16 protein-coding genes are annotated in these 20786 nt (G+C 39.4%); 3 read left to right on the top strand and 13 right to left on the bottom strand.

The window, feature by feature from the left end; genetic code table 11:
- Window positions 1-493: 493 nt before the first annotated feature.
- On the top strand, window positions 494-3202 hold the full coding sequence (malT, locus tag Pcarn_RS18895) for an HTH-type transcriptional regulator MalT (protein WP_261835873.1): 2709 nt from the start codon (window positions 494-496) through the stop codon (window positions 3200-3202).
- A gap of 66 nt (window positions 3203-3268) precedes the next feature.
- Here malT and Pcarn_RS18890 read toward each other — a convergent pair whose 3' ends face one another.
- Together Pcarn_RS18890 and Pcarn_RS18885 are read right to left on the bottom strand one after the other, a co-directional pair.
- Window positions 3269-3814, bottom strand: a complete 546-nt coding sequence (locus tag Pcarn_RS18890; protein ID WP_261835872.1) for a sugar transferase — start codon at window positions 3812-3814, stop codon at window positions 3269-3271.
- Between the two features lie 13 nt (window positions 3815-3827).
- Entirely contained in the window at window positions 3828-4772 is a 945-nt protein-coding gene (locus tag Pcarn_RS18885) for a UDP-glucose 4-epimerase family protein (protein WP_261835871.1), read from the bottom strand.
- 106 nt (window positions 4773-4878) lie between these two features.
- Between Pcarn_RS18885 and Pcarn_RS18880 the strand changes: the two genes are divergently transcribed.
- Window positions 4879-6753 carry a nucleoside-diphosphate sugar epimerase/dehydratase gene (locus tag Pcarn_RS18880; RefSeq protein WP_261835870.1) on the top strand — a complete coding sequence of 625 codons (1875 nt, stop codon included), beginning with the start codon at window positions 4879-4881 and terminating at the stop codon, window positions 6751-6753.
- Window positions 6754-6756: 3 nt separating this feature from the next.
- A complete protein-coding gene (locus Pcarn_RS18875) occupies window positions 6757-7899 on the top strand; it encodes a glycosyltransferase family 4 protein (RefSeq protein WP_261835869.1) in 1143 nt (380 codons plus the stop codon).
- 331 nt (window positions 7900-8230) lie between these two features.
- Here the strand turns inward: Pcarn_RS18875 and Pcarn_RS18870 are convergent, their stop codons facing one another.
- From Pcarn_RS18870 to cysC, 11 genes are all read right to left on the bottom strand, one after another.
- The gene (locus Pcarn_RS18870) at window positions 8231-8983 is read right to left on the bottom strand and encodes a hypothetical protein (protein ID WP_261835868.1); all 753 of its coding nucleotides are present in this window, start codon (window positions 8981-8983) and stop codon (window positions 8231-8233) included.
- Window positions 8973-9779, bottom strand: coding sequence for a hypothetical protein (locus Pcarn_RS18865; protein WP_261835867.1), 807 nt, complete (start codon window positions 9777-9779; stop codon window positions 8973-8975). Before Pcarn_RS18865 ends, Pcarn_RS18870 begins: the two co-directional genes overlap by 11 nt.
- A gap of 334 nt (window positions 9780-10113) precedes the next feature.
- Window positions 10114-11148: a stealth family protein gene (locus Pcarn_RS18860; protein WP_261835866.1), complete on the bottom strand. Its 1035-nt coding sequence runs from the start codon at window positions 11146-11148 to the stop codon at window positions 10114-10116.
- Window positions 11138-12160: a stealth conserved region 3 domain-containing protein gene (locus Pcarn_RS18855; protein WP_261835865.1), complete on the bottom strand. Its 1023-nt coding sequence runs from the start codon at window positions 12158-12160 to the stop codon at window positions 11138-11140. Before Pcarn_RS18855 ends, Pcarn_RS18860 begins: the two co-directional genes overlap by 11 nt.
- Before the next feature lie 55 nt (window positions 12161-12215).
- Window positions 12216-14843: a bifunctional glycosyltransferase family 2 protein/CDP-glycerol:glycerophosphate glycerophosphotransferase gene (locus Pcarn_RS18850; protein ID WP_261835864.1), complete on the bottom strand. Its 2628-nt coding sequence runs from the start codon at window positions 14841-14843 to the stop codon at window positions 12216-12218.
- Window positions 14830-15966, bottom strand: a complete 1137-nt coding sequence (locus Pcarn_RS18845) for a hypothetical protein (RefSeq protein WP_261835863.1) — start codon at window positions 15964-15966, stop codon at window positions 14830-14832. Before Pcarn_RS18845 ends, Pcarn_RS18850 begins: the two co-directional genes overlap by 14 nt.
- A 1-nt stretch (window position 15967) precedes the next feature.
- On the bottom strand, window positions 15968-16882 hold the full coding sequence (locus tag Pcarn_RS18840; RefSeq protein WP_261835862.1) for an ABC transporter ATP-binding protein: 915 nt from the start codon (window positions 16880-16882) through the stop codon (window positions 15968-15970).
- The gene (locus tag Pcarn_RS18835) at window positions 16879-17661 is read right to left on the bottom strand and encodes an ABC transporter permease (protein WP_261835861.1); all 783 of its coding nucleotides are present in this window, start codon (window positions 17659-17661) and stop codon (window positions 16879-16881) included. The genes Pcarn_RS18840 and Pcarn_RS18835 overlap by 4 nt, the downstream gene beginning before the upstream one ends.
- Window positions 17662-17669: 8 nt before the next feature.
- Complete coding sequence (gene cysN, locus Pcarn_RS18830; protein WP_261835860.1) at window positions 17670-19079, bottom strand: sulfate adenylyltransferase subunit CysN; 1410 nt, start codon at window positions 19077-19079, stop codon at window positions 17670-17672.
- A gap of 88 nt (window positions 19080-19167) precedes the next feature.
- Complete coding sequence (locus tag Pcarn_RS18825; RefSeq protein ID WP_261835859.1) at window positions 19168-20136, bottom strand: DHH family phosphoesterase; 969 nt, start codon at window positions 20134-20136, stop codon at window positions 19168-19170.
- Entirely contained in the window at window positions 20136-20783 is a 648-nt protein-coding gene (gene cysC, locus Pcarn_RS18820) for an adenylyl-sulfate kinase (RefSeq protein ID WP_261835858.1), read from the bottom strand. The genes Pcarn_RS18825 and cysC overlap by 1 nt, the downstream gene beginning before the upstream one ends.
- Between the last annotated feature and the right edge of the window lie 3 nt (window positions 20784-20786).

The raw sequence follows: 20786 nt of genomic DNA, 5'->3' as shown, positions 1-20786 counted from the left end.
CGAGACCAAGATCACGTTAAGTCATGATTTGCGCTCTTATGGAATGAATATCCGTAACCCGAATTATTTTTCAGAATTGTAAAAAGCGTGAGTTCAATCACGACAAATTATGAGCAGAATGAATGTTTCATCGACGAAAAATGTGCAGGCTCAATCCCTGCTTGAGAGCGAAACCCAGCTATTTGAGATCGGCTTCACAAATCTGAGGCGTAGACGGTGAATTTAGGTGAATATCAGACCAAACAGGGGTGTGATCAAATTACATCCAGTGCTTATTCATCTAGAATCGATGAGGTTTAGGGATGAGACGCCGTACCAGAATTAAATATAAAGGCGAATAAGACGACAAGGTGCACTGCCAGCGCTACCCCGTCATCCCGGAAAGCATTAGCTTACTCCGGGATCTTCAAACCGAGTACATCCTACAAGTGTGCCGGAATGACGACTCCCCCAAAGCATAAACATAAGAATAACTGACTAGGTAAAGACACAAATGTGGATTCCATCAAAACTGACTCGCCCCGGCCGCTTACATAACGCCATCGTGCGTCCCCGTGTTTTGGAGCTTTTGCAGCAAGCGCCCTTTTATAAGCTGGTGCTATTTCGCTCCCCTGCCGGCTATGGCAAAACCACTATGGCAGCTCAATGGCTAGCCGACAAAACCCATGTAGGCTGGTATAGCCTGGATGAGAGCGATAACGACAGCTACCGCTTTATCTCCTACTTTGTGCGCGCTATTAATAAAGCAACCGACAACATCTGTGTGAACTCTCTGGCACTCATCGAAAAACGCCAGTTCTCATCATTGCACAGCTTGTTCGGCGAGATTTTCGCAGAACTCACTAGTACCCATCATGAAATCTACTTGGTGCTAGATGACTACCACCTCATTACTAATGAAGAAGTGCACGAAGCGATGCGCTTCTTTATCAAGCATATGCCAGACAACGTCACAGTTGTGGTCACCAGTCGCTCTAACCCACCACTGGGCACGGCGAATCTTCGTGTACGCGATCTTATGATTGAAATCGACGATGACCTGCTCGCATTCGATACTGAAGAGACGTCACGCTTCTTAAGCATGCGTACCAAAGAAGAGATAGATGAATCAACCGCTACGGATCTTCGCAACTATGTAGAGGGCTGGCCGTCAGCACTTCAGCTTCTGGCTATCCAAGCCATTCAACAAAATAAGCCGATTAAAGAGTCTCTACTGGCGATTGAAGATTTCAATCACACACACTTATGGGACTATCTGGCAGAAGAGGTATTTGATTACCTAGACGAAGACACTCAGCAGTTCCTGATGCAGTGTTCAGTGCTGGATAACTTCAGTGATGAACATATTGCGGATGTGACCGGACGCGATGACGCGCTGAATATGCTGGAAAACCTAAACCGGTTTGGTCTGTTTCTTAATACCAGTACAGACGAGCAAAACTGGTTCCGCTTCCATAACTTGTTCAGTGACTTCCTGACCCACCAGCGCAGCACTCACCTGCCACAGCAAGAGCTATCTCTACAAACACAAGCGGCTAAAACCTGGCTTAAGTACAATCGTCCTGTAAAAGCACTGGCACACGCACAAAAAGCCAAAGACTCCGACTTGTGTGCAGACATCATGCGCGAGCACGGCTGGGCCATGTTTAACGGCGGTGAGCTAGTAACCCTAGAAAATGCCATTGCCGAGCTAGAACCGGATCAGCTGTATCAAACAGCGAAACTGCCTCTATTGCGTGCATGGCTTGCTCAAAGCCAGCACAGATACAACGCGGTAGGTGATTTGCTTGCCGAAGCTAAGGTAGAACTGGAAAAACGCAACATCAGCATCTCAGCCAACGAGAAAGGCCAAGTCAGCGCCCTACTCGGCTTGGTTGCCATCAACCAAGGCAAACCTGAGAAAGCTCTAGAGCTGGCTGAACTGGCACTAAGCCAAATTGACAACAACGACTTTAGAAGCCGCATTGTGGGCACATCCGTTATCGGCGAGGTAAACCACGTACTGGGCCGATTAGACCGCGCGCTACCTATGATGCAGCAGACAGAAAAGCTTGCGCGTCAGTATCAGGTTTACCACCAAGCGCTGTGGGCTCTGATCCAACAAAGCGAGATCTTGATTGCTCAAGGCTATATCCAAGCCGCACACGAACTTCAAGAGCAAGGCTTTAAGATCATCGAAGAGCACCACCTGCAGCAAGTACCACTGCACGAACACCTACTGCGCATCCGCGCTCAAATCCAATGGTGCTGGAACCACCTAGATGAAGCTGAGCACTTAGCCTATAAAGGCATCGATGTTCTAGGTGAGAAGAAACAGAGCCGTCACCTACACAGCTACTCAATGCTAGCGCGCATCGCTATCGGCCGCGGTGAAATAGACAAAGCCGGTCGCTTTGTAGAAAAAATTGAAAGCCTACTAGCCGAGTCCAACTATCACCTAGATTGGACAGCTAATGCGTCCCTTTCACAGCTTCTGTACTGGCAAGCGCGTGGTGATACAACCTCCATCCACAACTGGTTAGTACAAGCAGAGCAGCCAGAAAGCGCCAGCAACCACTTTACTCAACTGCACCTTCGAAACATCGCCCGCGCACAAATCTGCACGGAGCAGTTTGATCAGGCAGAACTTACCTTAGCGCTAATGCGTAACGAAGCCGAAAAACACGGCCTAGTGACCGACAAAAACCGCAATCTCATCGTTGAATCTGTTCTGCACATCAAAACTAGCGACGAAGTACAAGCCGGCGAGAAGCTAAAACAAGCCCTATCCATGACCAACCAAACCGGCATGATCGGCAACTTCATCATCGATGGCAATACCATCGGCAAACTGATGGATAAGCTAGTCAACAAAGGGCAGCTAGGCGACCTAGAGCGCCACCGCGCCCTACAACTACTAAAAGAGATTGGCAACAAGCAACGCAGCCGCGCCGTCCACTTCGATGAAGAGTTCGTCAACAAGCTCGTCAACCATCCAAACATCCCAGAGCTGATCCGCACCAGCCCGCTGACCCAGCGAGAATGGCAGGTGCTAAACCTAATTTATTCTGGCTTCAGTAACGAGCAGATTGCGCAGGAGCTTGATGTTGCCGGGACAACAATTAAGACGCACATTCGAAATTTGTATCAGAAGCTGAATATTGCGAATCGAAAAGAAGCAATTGAGACGGCTGAAAATCTTTTAAGACTAATGGGCTACTAGACTAGCAACACAAGTGGCATCCCGGAAAACTCGTAGGGTTTATCCGGGACCTCTCAAACTAAAAATCTAAACCCTATCCCCTGCCCCTTTACCGAGCACAGTCTGGACTATGTACTTAAAATAATTAGAAATAGACATAGTTCGAATCATTTTTGCATCCCACTCAGCAAGCAGTTCAGGCGTAGACATATCGATCTCATTCACCTGAGCCAAGCCAGTGATACCAGGCCTTACATCAAAGACTTTCAAAGCACTTCTCGCACTGATTAACTCTTCTTGATTAAACAAGCAAGGCCTCGGACCAACCAAGCTCATTTCACCTTTTAGCACGTTCCAAAGCTGCGGCAACTCGTCTAATTTAGTTTTCCGAAGAAAGCTACCCAGCTTAGTTACCGAGCTAGCACCAACCAAGTGCGTTGCAACAGAGGCCGTATCAACTGGCATAGTCCTGAACTTAACCAGTACAAACTCTTGTTTATCTTTTCCAACTCGGATCTGCCGAAAAACCGGTGCTCCTGTATCAAAATATCCTAAAACCCAAACTACCAACAACACTGGCCACAAAAATAACAGGCCAAAGAAAGACAACACAAAATCTAAGAATCTAATCACGCTCTGTTCCAACTTAACTATTCTTATTCGCTAAAAAGTCATCGACGGTCTTTTGTATACCCTCTTCAAAGCTATAAGGCGGTTCCCAACCAAGTACTTTACGAGTTTCACTAATATCTACCTGAAGAAAACCAAACAACTTAACTTCTAGCTCTGGTTTTCTAAAAACAGTCGCCGCCAACTTAAATATACTGCGAGGCACGGGCACAAGATAACTTTTAACCTTCATAGATTTAGCGATAGACCTAAGTAAACACCTAGTCGACACATCATGATTATCTGAAACCAAAAAGGTCTTACCTGCAGCCTGTGGATTTGTGCAACAATTCAACACTAGATCAACAAGGTTCTCAACATAGACCAAACTTCTTCTGTTATCGATCGAACCAAAAGGCAATGGTAACTTTCTTGATGTCCATTTCATTAAGGTTAAGAAATTCGCCTTGACTCCAGGACCATATACTAAAGGAGGTCGAATGATTACTACTTCCATACCGGTTTCTTCAGAAACTTTCCGAAGGCGCAGTTCCGCTTCGTATTTACTCTTGCCGTAAAAATCGTCTGGCGCTAAATCAACGTCAGGTTTAAAAGGATGGTTTGGTGCACTGTATTCGCCGTTAACCTTTACAGAACTCAAGAAAACGAACCGTTTCGCCCCATTGTCTGCAGCTTGTCGAGCCAAATTTTCGGTACCGAGCACGTTAGTATCATAGTAATCGCTATAAAGTGCCTCATTATCCATTTGATGAACAAGTGCTGAACAATGAACCACGCATTCAACCCCTTGCAGGGCTATTAGCCAGTTCGTTTTTTCTGTTAACCCTTCAACGACTACGTTGTTAGGCAGTTCCATAATGGACTTTCTGGTTTGCGATACCGGGTTCAAACCGAATTTCAGACTTGTTTTTACTACCTGACTACCTATGAAACCGTTAGCACCTGTTACTAAAATCTTCAATATTCACCCTAATCGTTCAAATAAGCACCATTAACTAAATCGATGCTAGCAAAGCCCCAAAAAGCTATTTAAAATCATAATGTTCAAATAAACCAGATAAGTGTAAATGTTTAATCCATACAAGTTCATAGTCTTTGCCAATCGCAAAAACAAACGAATCATAACAGTCACATACGACGTTGTTGCTGTACTTGCGTCTTTATATGTATCTATTGCTGTTAGGTTAGGCGGTATGTATGTACCTTTAGGTATGGATGAGTATGCGAGTATGCTTATAACCCTTTTGGTTACTCTAGCATGCTTTACAAAGCTCGGAATGTATCGAGCAGTCCTTCGCTATATGATGGTTCCTGCGCTCGGGAACATATTTTTAGCAGTCATATTATCCGCATTGGCATTAGCCTTATCCAGTTTTTTTATTCAGTCCTTTATTCCTAGAAGCGTACCGTTTATCTATGCTGGTATTGCTACGCTAACACTAGGTGGGCCTCGAATTCTAATTCGTGTTTTATTTCATCACTATTATCGTCGAAAAAAGCCAAATGTCCTCATTTACGGCGCAGGTGCCACAGGTCGAAATTTGGCCTCATCACTCATACAGGGAGACGAATATCATCCTGTAGCAATTATTGATGATGATAGGAGCAAAGACGGCAACATCATTTACGGATTGAGAGTTCATCATAGTACTGAATTTCAACGTTTGACGTCACTTTATCAGCCGCAAAAGCTGCTATTAGCGATTAATAATATTTCTCAAGGAAAAAGGCTACGTCTTCTGGACGAACTTTCTCACTGGCCTATTGAGGTTCAGTCAGTACCTTCATTGGAAGAAATTGCCTCAGGCAAAGGTTCTGCAACCGAAGTCCGAGACTTGGATGTTGCAGATTTGCTCGGAAGGGCCCCTGTCACACCGAACAAAGATCTTATGAGTCGAAACATTACCAATAAAGTTGTTATGGTAACCGGCGCGGGCGGCTCTATTGGTTCTGAATTATGCCGACAGATTATCGTTCAACAACCGAAATCTCTGGTCCTATACGAGCTAAATGAATTCAATCTTTATCAGATTGATCAAGAATTGAGGTCAACTATTTTAAGGCTGAAGGTAGACTGTTCAATAATATCTAGCCTAGGTTCAGTGCAAAATGAGAACCGACTAATCAACACCATGAAAACTCACATGGTAGAAACTGTTTATCACGCTGCAGCTTACAAACATGTACCCATGGTTGAAAACAACATTGTAGAGGGAATAAGGAATAATGTATTTGGAACCCTCGCGTGTGCGAATGCAGCGATGATCACCGGCGTCAATAACTTTACACTAGTTTCTACAGATAAGGCTGTACGCCCAACAAATGTAATGGGTGCCAGCAAACGATTAGCCGAGTTGGTCTTACAATCACTGGTTTACAGAGAAAGTGAGACGACCTTTACAATGGTAAGGTTTGGCAATGTCTTAGGTTCTTCAGGTTCAGTTGTACCTCTATTCAAAAAACAAATCCGCAAAGGTGGCCCAGTCACTGTTACTCACCCTGATATAATTAGATATTTCATGCTAATGCCAGAAGCAGCGCAATTAGTTATACAAGCAAGTGCAATGGCTAGAAATGGTCAAGTTTTCGTACTTGACATGGGAGAGCCGGTTAAAATTCTTGATCTCGCAAAACGCATGATTCATCTAATGGGTATGAACGAAATTGGCTCAAATAATAACGAAGATGGTGATATTGAGATAAAATACACAGGGTTAAGGCCTGGGGAAAAGCTATATGAAGAATTACTCATAGGAGATAATATTGAAGGAACTGTTCATGATAAAATAATGACTGCAAATGAACTATCAATTACTTGGAATGAAATGGAAACGATAATTGAGATGTTAGACCGATATTGTAAAGACTTCAACAGCGAAGCGCTAATGAAGTATTTAAAAACCTTACCTATTGAATTTTCGCGAAAACAAGATTTGAGTTAAATAATGCAAAAGCATCTAGCAATTATCATTAACGTGGACTGGTACTTTAATTTACATTGGTACAATAGAGCAAAAGCGGCAAAAGAGAAAGGTTATAGGGTTTCGATCATAACTTCGTTTACTGCACCTCGATTGAAGCTCCAATGGGAATCAGAGGGATATGACTGCTACGATATAAAAATTTCTCGCAGCGGTATCCTGATTTTTGAAGAAGTCGCTTCTATATATCATTTGTACAAAATCATAAAAAAGATAAAACCTGATTTAGTTCATTCAGTTACTATCAAACCAAACATTTATACAGGCCTTATATCTAAAGCACTAAAAATACCATGCGTTAAAAGTATAACAGGTCTAGGCGTTGTATTTTCAAACAATAGCTATAAGTTCAGAGCCATCAAAACGGTTATCGTACTTTTATATAAATACATAGGAAGAACTAACCAAGGCCCATTTTTATTTGAGAATTCTGAAGATAAGCTTCTTTTTCAAAGAAATGGAATAGGGCGCAGTGACCAGTTGATACAAGTAAACGGTGCAGGCGTTGACACCAATAAATACCAATCTAGAAAAGAAATATTAACTGAACCCCAGATAACCGTCTTATTCGCTGCTCGCTTACTTAAAGATAAAGGTTTAGATACCTTAATCTCTTCTATAAACCATTGTCGTCAAATTGGCATGGATATCAGACTGATCGTTGCTGGAATATTCGACCTAGAATCAAACAATGCCTACTCACAAGATGAAGTAGAATACCTTTCACAAAAACACGATTTTAATTGGGTAGGAACAATTGAAGATATGCCTAGTCTCATGAACAACGTAGACATTGTTGCATTACCGACTAGGTATGGAGAAGGGATTCCACGTGTATTGATTGAAGCTGGGGCTATGAAGAGGTTAGTTGTCACAACAAACGTTGCCGGTTGTAGAGATCTTATCAGAAACGCTTGTAACGGGTGGCTGATTGAGCCCTACGACTCGGAAAGGTTGGCTGAAATACTAGTGACTACCGGAAAAAACCGTAATGAGGCTTGCTTCATTGCATCTAATTTATACAAAGAAGTAGTTGAACAATATAGTGATGAAGTCATTGTTCAGCAACTATTAGGTATTTATGAGAGTACCTACCAACTAACCTAACTCTACTCGATATTATACTGAGTTTAGAATAACATAGGAACGCTGCAAATTAGTACCTTTACAATTAAATATAATCTACTGGGTTAATCAGTTGTTAACACTAAAATAAATCGATTAAATATTTAAGTAGTTCAGTCTGATGAGTCTGCTCTAGCATGAGTGATTTACAGATAGCGCCGTCGAATATCTTGATAGGTTTACTACATACAAGGGCCGAAAATTATCTTTTAGTTTTCAACATGCCACGTTAATAGTAAACCTTTTAGTACTTTCGCTTAACTTTCAGCCTTAAAAAATAGGGGGTAAAAAGAAGTTAAACAGGATATTTAGATTAGATTTCATCATATCGTAACTTTTTCATTAGAGAAAAATCTAATCTCTCTGTAATATATTTTATATCCTCTCGTTTAATTTCTTTTTTCCAAATCTCATTTTTATAATAACTCTTATAGTATTCACTATCTTTCTTATCAGACTTAGTTGATCTAAAATAATTACAGAAAATTTCACAGTCCCTATTAAATACGGCCTGGCTTATTCTATCAAGTTCTACCTTCGGATTGATAATTAAATTTTCACTTTTTATATTTAAAACATTACCCACTTCACAATCAACATAAGACCTATTTTTTAAATTCCAGATTTCGATAGGTGACAAATATAGGTCATCCAAACCATCCCGACCGACAGTCCTCCATTCTGGTTTCAAAAAACCTCGAAAATCATCATAATAATCGTTAAGTCTATGATAAGGTTTCCTATAAAATGAAAGCAACCAAGAATATGGGTTTTTCGTTATAGTGATAATAAGTGTTTTAGACAAAATTTCCTTGTGCTTACGTAACTTATCACTACAAATAAAAGAGTGCTTCCAACCTAAATTAGATGAGAAGCTAGATTCAAAATAATTATCGATTAATTTTTCTCTATCTGAAGCTGGTAAATTAACGTTTTTTGGAAGGACACTTGGATCTACTGTTGACCTAAGTATGTTGATCCGAGGAAAGTTAATAGACAACAACTTAATCAAATAATTAGTAGCTGTGTTTCGTTCGCCATATACCTTAAAATTTTCAATTTCCATCTTTCAACAACTTTTCATACTTTTTAAGCTTGGATTGGATTGTTTTCCCATGTGGCTTCAATTTTAATGCAGCAGACATTAAAAGGCGGCTTTGTTCTAAATTTACTTGTTCTAACGAAATAGCTGCATCACGTAATTTATCTGACGAAAGAATTTGGTTGTTAGCTAATGTTGAAAAAATGAGATCAATGCTTTCCTTACCTAAAGTGAATTTTTTGTTTTGTTCCGAGTACATTGTGAAATCTTCATCAAATTTCAGATCATCTCCGAACGCATTCATTAATTCAATATTAGAATCTGAGAAAGACGAATAAATTGAGTAAGCAGTTGAGCGACTAGGTAAATATTTCTGACCTGAAGCGTTATGGTGTTTAAATAGATTCCTAATCAATTTAGACGTATGATGCCTATGGCAAAAATATTTGTTTAATATCAACCCTATTTCGAAACTATTTCTAGACAGCGACTCGTTACTTCGACGCGTTTCTTTAGGAATCGATATACCAAGTAAATCAAAAAAGTCGCATACAGCATCTCCATTTTTAAGGCTATTCCTTTCAAAAAGCCTAATTACCAAATTATTCTTGCCAATTGCATTAGCCCAAAGACTAAGCCTCTTGTGGTAATCTAGGTAAAATAATTCGTCATAATTATTCTCTTCGAAAATTCCTTCACTATAATATAGATAAGCTGGCAAAGTTGGTGCTTTAGACCCCTCTTGAATATGGGAAACTAGTTGACGGTCTTGTCTTCTCAAGTAAACAATTACTTTTACATCATCAAAATGCTTAAACAAATGAGCTTTGAGCTCATCTATAACATCTCAATCAAATATCCAACTCATGTGTTCACAAGACATGATTCATTCCCACGAAAACTAGCTAGAGCAACGGCCAACTTTGCTACCTCAACTATGGATGCCCCTCCGGTTTTGTTTTTCAAACTGTCTCTATTGAGTTTAATCCAAGAATTGGTCGAAGTAGAAACCTGACTTCCGCTAGGGTCTATATTGAAATAGCTATAACCATTGTCATTAAGCAGTGAATCATTATTATTCAAACTATTTTGAATCGAAGTACTACCAGTTTTGTGTGACCCTATATGTAGTATTAGTTTTTTCATTATCATCCCTATAATTCGAATGAGCACTTTCTTGGAATAAGTTTTTCAAAATAAACTGATAGAAATTCAACCATCTCTTTGAAGTCTTTTTCCGACAGAATCTCTGAATCCGAAACACTTAGCAGTACTAAGCGATTTTTCTTTAAAATCGCTTCCAATCTATTTAAATCGCTTTTACTCTTTATTTCAATAGATAGTGAGTCGTGTTTATAAGAGTTACTACCAACAAAATCTCCCATTAATAGATTAAAATATCGATGTACGTAGTGACTTATATCATTCGCATTTCTAAATCTGTGCTTTGAGGTCTGTTGCAAAAGCTGTTGATTTTCTCGAAAATAAGATATTGTAGATTTAAGATGTGGTTGTGGAACATGATTTATTTTAATCCAACTATATTTTCTAAATATTTTATATACCAATCTACTACTCTGGTCTAATTCTTCTGATTTTCTAAAGTTACTCCATGCCTTGGTACGTCTTAAGTGACGAAGGCAGTTGTTAATTACAGACACGTTCAACGCGTTACTCTTTCGAATAAATCTATAAAAAAACTGAGGTCTAGGTATTGACAACTCTAAGAAATCGACAGGTAGTCCCCTGATAAAAAAACGAGATTGAGATACCGGTTGCAAAACTATAGTATCGTCATTAAATAGTATAAACCTCTCAGACAAACCTTTAATCAAATCTAAATTAGACTCTATAGCATTAGAATTGAATGTTGGTAAGTCATCTACTCTACTAAAGATATCATTATGAGTGACTATATTAAGTCGACTATCTTTTGTATCGAGCCAATCTGGTAGATGACCCTCGGTAACCAAATGAATTTTACGCACCCATGGCATAAAGTTATCGATGCTTCTAAAAATGTACTTCAACATTCCCAAGCAACGATATCGACTCTTTCTGAAGTCATTAGATGTTTTGTTGCTTCCTTTCGAATAGTGCTCGAGTTTTCTCTGCCAATTGAGGTCCTCAGAGTCTACCCAAAGAATCACAATGTCTATATCCAGTTTTCTTGTAGCATTATTTTTCACAACTTGATTTCTCTGGAAATATTTTCAACATAGTTTTGTGATAAAGTTCGATGTTACGCTTTCTGAGATCTCTATCACCAGGAACATCATTTGTGCAACAGCAGGGAAAGCCTTTAAGCTTGAGGAAGTTAATTTTTATCGCAAATAACGGGTCTAAAAGAGATACGTAAAGATATCTTAAATCACTTGATACTGCAGTGCCATTGTATTCTCCGTAATAATGTATTAGCGAAGACAAAAGAGAGTAATCACTTTGACTACGGAATCGATTTGAAGAATTAAGTCGAACTACATTTTCGTGATTGTGTTCGAATAGCTTAATGACACTTTTTTTTAGCGCCATTGGGGTATGCTTTAATTTGAAATCCACATTATCTAAGTAGTTCTTGCGCATAAATGCCTTATTGTTATAAGCCGCAAAGTCTACCGATGCCACACAATCATTTATACTATCAGCGACTCGAGCTGAAGCAGACTTACAGAATTTCGTTTTACTTCCGTCTTCTGTGAAAAAGGACTCATACGAGACGTAGTCCGAAAACAAGAAATCATCATTCATATATAAGAAATTTTCGGAAAGACCCGGAATTCGATGCAAATTAGATTCAATAGCATGTGAATTAAAGCTCGGTAGAAATGTATTATCGAGAAATATATCCCGATGATCCACAACTTTAATTTTATCAGAGTCCTTCAACCAATTCGGCTTTTGATTGTCCGTGACTAAGTATATTTTCCTAACCCAACTAGCATATTTTGCAATAGACCGTAATAAGTATTTCAATTCATCATTGGAATCAAAACGTTCTTCACTTTTAGAATCATATACTCCTCGTTGAGGTTCAGGTATTGCACTAAATTCGTGTAGCTTTTTTCTCCATGACACATCATTACTATCTACCCAAGTTATAACAACATCGATTGGAAAAGGTGGTTCCTTAATTCTTTGAGTGTTTGAATTTACGTTGAGCTGTCTTATATTAAAGACGACATTTGCAAAACTATCGTACATTAGACTAAATAGTCGATACCTACAAAGTGAACTAAGTACTCTAATCAAAGAAGCCCTAATCATGTAAGAACCCCAAGTGCTTCGCCAAACGTTCATTGCACTTTCCATCTCGATAAGCGAAAAAGTTATTTCTTCTTTCTTCGAACTTTTCCTCTCTGTACCCGTTGTTTGCAATTATCAGGTCAAAATCACTGACATTTTCAAATACTGGACCAAAACCGTCGTTTTCGTAATCAAAATAGCCTTTCTCATAAAAATGGCCACTATCAAAGACTTCATGTTTATCAAATTGATAGTAACATACCGATTTAGATAAATAGGCAACTTCGAAAGCAACCGACGAATAATCTGTAATCAGTAACTCACACTGAGTAAACAGTGCCTGAAAATCTGCCACATTTTTTTCAATTTCAATATAATCGGGAATGTTAAAATCGTCTAGATAAGGTAAAAGGTTCTGATGAGGAACAAACTTAACCTTACAGTCAAGATTATTAGCATGTTCTCTCAATTGAGCCGAATTAAGTAACTCGTCCCAACATTGAAGAAAGACTGACGACTTAAAAGCAGTGTTGATATTTCTCTCGTTACCCTTACCTTTTACAGACCCAACTAATGACTTTCTCCAAGTAGGCATAATTAATATCATGTCGTTATCATTATTCTCTAAATTTCTAGAAATGAGAGCGTCATGTCTTGGAAACCCACTTAACAAAACTTTTGATGGGTTAATCAAATAATTCGATTCACTAGTGACGATACTATTGTATTCATCCTTAGCTGCAGTAACGAAAACATCTATATTTTTTGAATTACACCACGCTGATATATCATCCTTCGTAACACCATGTTGTAAAAACACAAACTTGAAATTCGTTATATCTCTTAATAAACCGTCACCAAAATAGTCAACTATGTACTTATCCATGTGAGAGGATATCAAGTATTTAGCGTTTAGTAGAGCGAGTTCGTAATCATGACTACCAAATTCTAAAAGATTGAAACCCTCTCTCTCCAATCTATCCCAGCATTTAGTTCCCTTTCGTACAGAGAAGTACAAATTTTTAATGCAAGTATTATTTTTTAGGTATCTATAAAAGTGCTCGCCGTTATCGTCACCCGCAATGTCGCGATCCATAATGATAACAGCGTCTTGGTAAATAGGGTTACATTTACCAATTTCATTATAGTAAGTTTTCATCAACCTTTTTTGTTTGACGCTCAACGGACATTGAGAAGATATATATTTACTTAGCGTAGCAAGTTGGTAAATATTAACAATCTCGGGTAAAGATTGACTACCAATCTTTACAGTGCAGGGCAAATCATCGATAAAAACTTCAACCTTGCTCGAATAATTATCGAAAGGGATCAATATCTGACTTTCTTTGTATATTTCGACCTCATCTAACCTACGTACACTATTAGTCACATGTTCCTTGGTCAAAATTTTACCGTCTATAGTTATTGAAATAACAGAATTAGGTCTTGAAACACAATAAAATATCAACTCCTCATCAGTTATCCCCTTTAAATAAACTACTGGATTTATATGTGTGGCAGTGGGGTCTCTTAAAACAAGTAAAATTTGCCTGTGTAGATACCATATATTAGAAATCTCAAACTCTATGATATCTTGGACAGAAAAATTGGCTAATATTTTATGTAGAAGATCGAAGAAAGCTTTCTTCTCACTATCACTTAAGAAGTTTATGCAATTTGGATTATCTACAAAGCGTTTAACATACCAAATTAGGTGATACAAAACAGCATTTTTAACATTACCGCTAACTTCGCCTCTCACTTTTTTAGAATGCTCTATTAGTCCCAAACATCCATACTGCAGCACATCTCTGTAGTGCTCTTTCTTACTCCAAGTCGTATTCAACGTAGAATCATTTGAAGACCTTTGTCGATAATAGTATAAAGAATTCTTCGAAAGGCCTACTTTCTTTACATCATTATCAATTATAAATCTGTTGACAAATTCTGCATCCTCAAAACAGGGCTTAATGTCTTCACTAACCCATTTACTCATGTTAAATATCTTTGCAGTTCTGAATACTGCTGTAGACATCGACATTTGTAAGCCAGACATCTTATCTGCATCACTTGTAAGCTTATTTCCTTTGAATTTAAAGTTAAGCGGATGTGTTTCCCTTTCGTCTGAGGTGTCCTCGTCATAGTAAATAAATTTAGTGGAAATAATATCGATTTGAGGATTCTTTTTTATCAAAAAATCTATTTGACTAAAGTAATCCTTGTTTAAAAAATCATCAGGATCAGTAAACGTAATAAAGTCCAAAAGTATATTGTTATCTTTAATGTAATCCAAACCAAAGTTTCTTGCTGAGGCTTGTCCTCCATTATTTTTGTTTAAAATTACAATGTTATTAGGATATTTGCTTTGCCACAACTTTATCTTTTTTTCAGTTGTATCAGTTGAACCGTCATTAACTAAAATTATTTTTATATTAGAAGAAAACCCACAAGACTGTTCAACGATTGAACTAATAAACTTATCTATGTAGCTTTCCATATTATATACAGCGCTAACTATACCATATTGATACACTGTTGTATTATCAAGTTTCGTAGCTATAGATTTTCTCAAACTATAAAATCTAATTTTCGTAATTAGACGCGGATTCCTTATTACTTTCTTTATCTTATTTAAAATCATAGTATTTCTTTAGCTCTTGGCGATACTCTTTAATCTTTCTATTGATTGTTGTCCCGTTCCTTCTTTCCTTCGCTAACATCATAATAAAAAGCGCCTCTTTGGGGTTAGTCTTTTCGATGCTTATGGCAAGGTCCCTCAATGAATCAGTAACCAAGTCTTCGTTGTTTTTGATTGCTTTATCGAGAACAGCTTTGAAAATTAAATGTAATTCTGAACTAGTTATATTAACATCTGTGTCTGGATACCTATCAAAGTTCTCTTCAAATATGCTCTCACAGGACAAACTAACCGAATACTTTTTGTTTAAATCTTTATTTGACTGTTTGAAGCACTCATAAAAAGCTATAGCTTCATTTTTAGTAGGTAGAAGTTTAGAACTATCGTTGTCTATATTATTAATCGACAAGTTATTTATCCCATATTCATTTAAGAGATGATTAGATATTTGTTCAAGTCGGTTCATCGATTCGTTCAAGTTGCGAGGCTCTTTGAATGAACAAGAATCATAGTCTAAATCAATTAGATTTAAGAAGTCTTTTATCAAGTCATTTTTATAAAGCTTTTCTTTTTCCAATATTCTAACGCGAATATTTTCTTTTCCAAAAACTTTAGCCCAGCTATCAATAGTTATATTATAATCAAATATTTTCTTAGCATATTCAGACATCAACGGCAAAGCTGATATTTCATTATCAAAGGCTTGAAATATGTTAGGTTTAGAGCGTTGTTGCTTGTAAGAAATAGCATATAAATCTTGTCTACGTAGATAAACTGAAATTTCGATCTTCTCAAAATATGTTTCGAGATATGATTTGAATTTTCCAATTTCTTCCTCTGAAGTTACAAGATCAAAATTCTCTGAAGATATAATTACATTATCTGCTGTAGATTCTTCCAAAAAATTAGTAAAGAATTCAGTTTTAACTTCGTGACATTTAAAATACTCATCACTATCATATCCACTAGATGTTTTTCTTTTTACCGAACTGTTGGAGTTCATCCCTCTAGTACTTATGTAATCCCAACTTCTTTGTCTTAATTCATTTTTGTTATCTAACAAGAACTGCTGAATAGTTGTTGTGCCGGTCTTGTGTTTTCCAATATGAAGCAGTAACCTTTTCAATTTATTCACCTTTTAATAGCATTTCTAGGGATGCATTAATTACTTTTCCACTGGGGTTTAACTCTCTTGCTCTGCTCAAGTATCTCTTGCTCTCGGCATGATTTAGATTCATCAACAAGATACCAGCATCTCTCAATATTTTGGTGTTTTCGTAATTTGTCTTATAGAAAGCATCATAGTTTTGATTAAGGAGCAGTGTTAGAGACTCGCGTTCAAATGAAAACCTGTTGATGTCGGAGGTATTGTCATCGATTTTCTGTTTGTCCAGGTGAACGTAGGATTTTGTTCCTAGATCGTATGCTCTATCACATACTTTTTTTATCTGTCTTTCGCTATGAGAGACGAATAAAACCGTTTGATCGTTGCCTCCAATATGTTCTAGCATTGCCGCTTCTGCTTTTTGTTTAAACTCTTTATCACCAACGGCTAAAACTTCATCTATCAGAAGAACATCAACTTTGGTAATTAAACCTGCAGAAAAGCCAAGCCTAGAGCGCATACCAGAAGAGTAGGTTCGCACTGGTTGTTCAAAGAACTCTCCAAGCTCTGAGAACTCTTTTATTTTCTTAGCTAAATCCTTTGCTTCTTTCCTGCTATATCCGTTGAACATTGAACTTAGGATGACGTTATCTCGGCCAGTTAACTGCTGATTGAAGCCCAATCCGAGTGACAGCAAGGATACCGTAGCGCCTGTTGCGACTTCAATTGAGCCCATATCAGGCTTCATGACACCCGCTAAGATTTTTAGTAACGTCGATTTACCTGCGCCATTTTTTCCTAAAATTCCAAGTACTTCACCTTTCTTTACCTCAAAACTAACATTTTCGAGTGCTGTATGTTCAAATGTATTGAAAAGTCCTACTCTAGTGCGATATTTAAATCCAACGTTATTACATTTTATTATTGAGTCGGTCATGAGAATAATGTTCTGGTTAGCTTATTGTTAAACCTATGAAATAAATATAGGCTGAATATAAGAACAAGAATGGAAAAAACAGTTATTGTAACTATGTGTCCGAGGCTTAAGGGCAGATTATATATCAGAACCCGCCTAAATCCATCTAAAATACTTGCCATTGGGTTAAAAGTGAATATCAATTCTCTCGTAGTTTCGCTTTCTAGTTTATTAATATCCCAAAATATCCCGGAACCAAACATAACACCGGTCATAGCAAGACTGATCAAGTTGGAGAAATCTTGAGCGAAAGTTACCAATACTGCACAAATAAATCCAACTCCGCAAATTAGTAAATATGTACAAAGAACTAACGGAATTAGTTGCCAATATCCTATATAAGGAGGATAGCCTAGTACCCAGAGTAAAATTAAAATAAGCACAAAAGAAATAATCATTTTATAGAGGTTCTCTTGTATATTTACTAATGGAAATACCCATTTTGGTATGGCTCGTTGTCCAATTATCCCTTTATTCTGGTTTAGGCTGTTTGATGCACTCACTACACTCTTAGAGAACCAAAGATAAATAATTTTACCTACCATAAGGAAAACAAAGAAATCATCGCCGCCTCTCTTAAGCAGGAAATCAAATACAAAATAAAAAAGAGCCACAAACAATAATGGTTCGAGTACCCACCATAAATAACTCAGTACAAGCTTATTAGCTTGAGATTTCATTTTCATCTTTGCTTGAGTATCTATGAGCTGATAATATTTTTTAATCAAGATCTTTCTCATTTATATCGTTATAACTCTATACAACCCCATTCAGGGAAGTATTTACGCACATAAGCATTTAATTCGCGCTCGGCTGATGAATACACACGCCCTTGCTCTTCAGTGCCATCAATCACAGTTTCTACCATACCTGCACCGACAGTTACATTAGTGTGGCGGTCGATTACAACGAATGAACCTGTTTGAGGAAGGCTTTGGTATGTATCTACTGCAATCTTGTCCGTTAAAGAAATCTCAGCCAGTGCGATTTCATTAAGCTCTAGCGTTTCGCTGTTCTCGGCGTGCTTTTCAAGTGTGTTCACATCTACCTTGTGAGGGATTGCCGTGACTTTACCCGTGCACGATTTTGTTGCGAACTTGAAAGTGTATTCTTTGTGCGTGCGCATTGGGTTCTCTCCCATCCACACTACATGACCTTGTACTTTGTTAGTCACACTTGGCTCATGACCGTTATGTACTAGCATGTCGCCGCGAGACACATCGATTTCATCTTCAAGGGTAATCGTGATTGCTTGGCCTGGGCGTGCCGTTTCAAGTTCACCATCAAAAGTATAGATAGACTTGATGCGAGATTGCTTGCCTGATGGTAGCGCCGTTACTTCGTCTCCCACTTGAACAAGACCGGATGCCAATGTGCCGCAGAAACCTCGGAAGTTGAGATTCGGACGGTTCACGTACTGTACTGGGAAGCGCATGTGCTCGGTGTCTTTGTCTTGGTCGACTTTCACCGTTTCAAGCAACTTCATTAGGGTAGCACCCGGGTACCAGTCCATCGCTTCGCTTGGGTTCACCACGTTATCGCCATTTAGTGCAGAGATAGGCACAAAACGAATGTCATCAATGTTGAAGTTCTTCGCCATCTCACGGTAATCCGCTTTAATCTTCTGATACACCTCTTGGCTGTAATCCATCAAGTCCATCTTGTTGATGGCCACAATGATGTGCTTAATGCCTAGAAGGCTACAGATGTAGCTGTGACGACGGGTTTGCGTTTGAATACCGTGACGCGCATCGACCATTACGATTGCTAGTTCACACGTTGATGCACCGGTTACCATGTTACGCGTGTACTGCTCGTGCCCTGGAGTGTCGGCAATGATGAACTTACGCTTATCTGTTGAGAAATAACGATAAGCCACATCAATGGTGATGCCTTGCTCACGCTCTGATTGAAGGCCGTCTACTAGCAGTGCTAGGTCAAACGCTTCATCGGTGGTGTTGAACTTTTGAGAATCTTTCTCAATCGCTGCCATTTGGTCTTCATAAATCAATTTTGAATCGTAAAGCAGACGACCAATTAGAGTAGACTTACCGTCATCCACGTTACCGCAGGTTAAAAAGCGAAGCAGGTCTTTGTTTTCATGTACTTTCAGATACCCTTCGATATCCGTTGCGATTAGCTCAGAGCTATGAGACATAACACTCTCCTAATGTATTCTTGGTGGGGCTTACCTGCCCACACCTAAATTCTGTTGTTAGTGCTCGCTTATGCGGGCACTTAAATTCTTAGTTGGATGACTTGTAGAAGTCGCTCAGCACTTGCGTAAACTTAGCGACATCACCTTTCGGTAATTGGTTGATACCAGCAGCCGCTTTGCGCCCTCCCCCTGTTGGGAATGACGAGCAAATCTCATCGGCACCTACACGGTTATTCAGCGGTGCACGCACACTAACGGTGTAATCTTGACCATTTGAGTTTAGCGTTAACACGCCATGGGCCAACTCTGGGCTTTGATTGGCTAGCTCGTTACCAAACACGCCACTGATGCGACGTGCCCATGCGTCACATGGAAGCTCAAACACTTTGCACTGCGGGTCACTGTGCGACGGTTCTATGCTGGTCACCTTCTCATGGTCTAGCGCGTAACCGGCCTTAAGCACGTGATAAGGTGAAGTTTCATTATCAAGCAGAGCAAGCGGGTCTTCAAAGTGACTAAGCTGTCGGTACAGTTCAGCCGGTTCAATGTGCAGGTCTTCAAGACTTGCGCCATAACCGTTGTAATTGATGAGCGTGCCAAGCTCTTTCAGGAACTCAGTTTCTGAATCCGAGAGACCAATCTCAGTTGCGAGTTTTTGCGCTGAGGCAAACAGGTTGTCACCAAACGCGGCTGCGACAGCCCACTTTGCGTATTGACCGCCCAGCTTTTGGTTAATCAACAAGCTGGTGCAGACTTCAGCATCTAAATCGATAAGCGCTTCAAGCTTGTCTGACTGCGGAATATCACCACTGCGGTGATGGTCGCAGTAAAACACAGACACATCTTGTTTAAGCAGGGCTTCAAGCTCCGGCAGATTCTTCTCCATAGAAATGTCCAGCGCCGTTACCGAAGTTGCTTTATCGCAATCCACTTGCTTAAGCAGTTTGATGTCACGCTTCACACCGGTAATCAGTGTCGAGTCTTTTGGCTCCGCAAAGCGAAGTTGAAGCAGCGCAATGATGCCGTCGGCATCGCCATTAAAAACGTCGTAATGCATTACGCTTCTTCCTTAAGTTGCAGGTAGCCTTTTTTCTCAAGCTCAGCAACCACAAAATCGGCGCACGCTTCGATGCTTAGGTTCTCGGTTTTGAGGTGAATTTCAGGATTCACTGGCGCTTGGTACTCAGAGTCGATTCCTGTGAAGTGTTTGATTTCGCCGGCGCGGGCTTTTTTATACAAACCTTTCGGGTCGCGCGCTTCACACACCTCAAGAGGAGTGTCCACAAACACTTCTAGAAATTCGCCGTCTTGCATCAAATCACGCACTTGCTGGCGGTCGGAGACGAACGGGGAGATGAACGCAGTCAGCACAATATTGCCCGCATCCACAAATAGCTTAGCTACTTCACCAATGCGGCGAATGTTCTCCACGCGGTCATCATCAGAAAAACCGAGGTCTTTGTTTAGACCGTGGCGCACATTATCACCATCGAGAAGATAGCTGTGTTTACCCATTTGCAGGAGTTTACTCTCAACAGCGTTTGCCACTGTTGATTTACCTGAGCCACTGAGGCCGGTAAACCACAAGCACACCGATTGCTGTAGTTTAAGAGCTACTCGGTCTGCGTGCGTCACGGTTGAGTTGTGCCACACCACATCACTAGATACCGAGTCGTGGTCTTTACGTTGATAAGGAGTCGTCATAAT

This window comes from Vibrio ishigakensis (genome assembly GCF_024347675.1).
Lineage (GTDB): Bacteria > Pseudomonadota > Gammaproteobacteria > Enterobacterales > Vibrionaceae > Vibrio > Vibrio ishigakensis.
This window is presented reverse-complemented; position numbering and strand designations above follow the sequence as displayed.

Excerpts from the sequence above, each read along its gene's own strand:
- malT (WP_261835873.1), top strand. The coding sequence starts at position 494 with ATGTGGATTCCATCAAAACTGACTCGCCCCGGCCGCTTACATAACGCC.
- Pcarn_RS18880 (WP_261835870.1), top strand. The coding sequence starts at position 4,879 with ATGTTTAATCCATACAAGTTCATAGTCTTTGCCAATCGCAAAAACAAA.
- Pcarn_RS18875 (WP_261835869.1), top strand. The coding sequence starts at position 6,757 with ATGCAAAAGCATCTAGCAATTATCATTAACGTGGACTGGTACTTTAAT.
- Pcarn_RS18870 (WP_261835868.1), bottom strand. The coding sequence starts at position 8,983 with ATGGAAATTGAAAATTTTAAGGTATATGGCGAACGAAACACAGCTACT.
- Pcarn_RS18855 (WP_261835865.1), bottom strand. The coding sequence starts at position 12,160 with ATGTACGATAGTTTTGCAAATGTCGTCTTTAATATAAGACAGCTCAAC.
- Pcarn_RS18850 (WP_261835864.1), bottom strand. The coding sequence starts at position 14,843 with ATGATTTTAAATAAGATAAAGAAAGTAATAAGGAATCCGCGTCTAATT.
- Pcarn_RS18840 (WP_261835862.1), bottom strand. The coding sequence starts at position 16,882 with ATGACCGACTCAATAATAAAATGTAATAACGTTGGATTTAAATATCGC.
- Pcarn_RS18835 (WP_261835861.1), bottom strand. The coding sequence starts at position 17,661 with ATGAGAAAGATCTTGATTAAAAAATATTATCAGCTCATAGATACTCAA.
- cysN (WP_261835860.1), bottom strand. The coding sequence starts at position 19,079 with ATGTCTCATAGCTCTGAGCTAATCGCAACGGATATCGAAGGGTATCTG.
- Pcarn_RS18825 (WP_261835859.1), bottom strand. The coding sequence starts at position 20,136 with ATGCATTACGACGTTTTTAATGGCGATGCCGACGGCATCATTGCGCTG.
- cysC (WP_261835858.1), bottom strand. The coding sequence starts at position 20,783 with ATGACGACTCCTTATCAACGTAAAGACCACGACTCGGTATCTAGTGAT.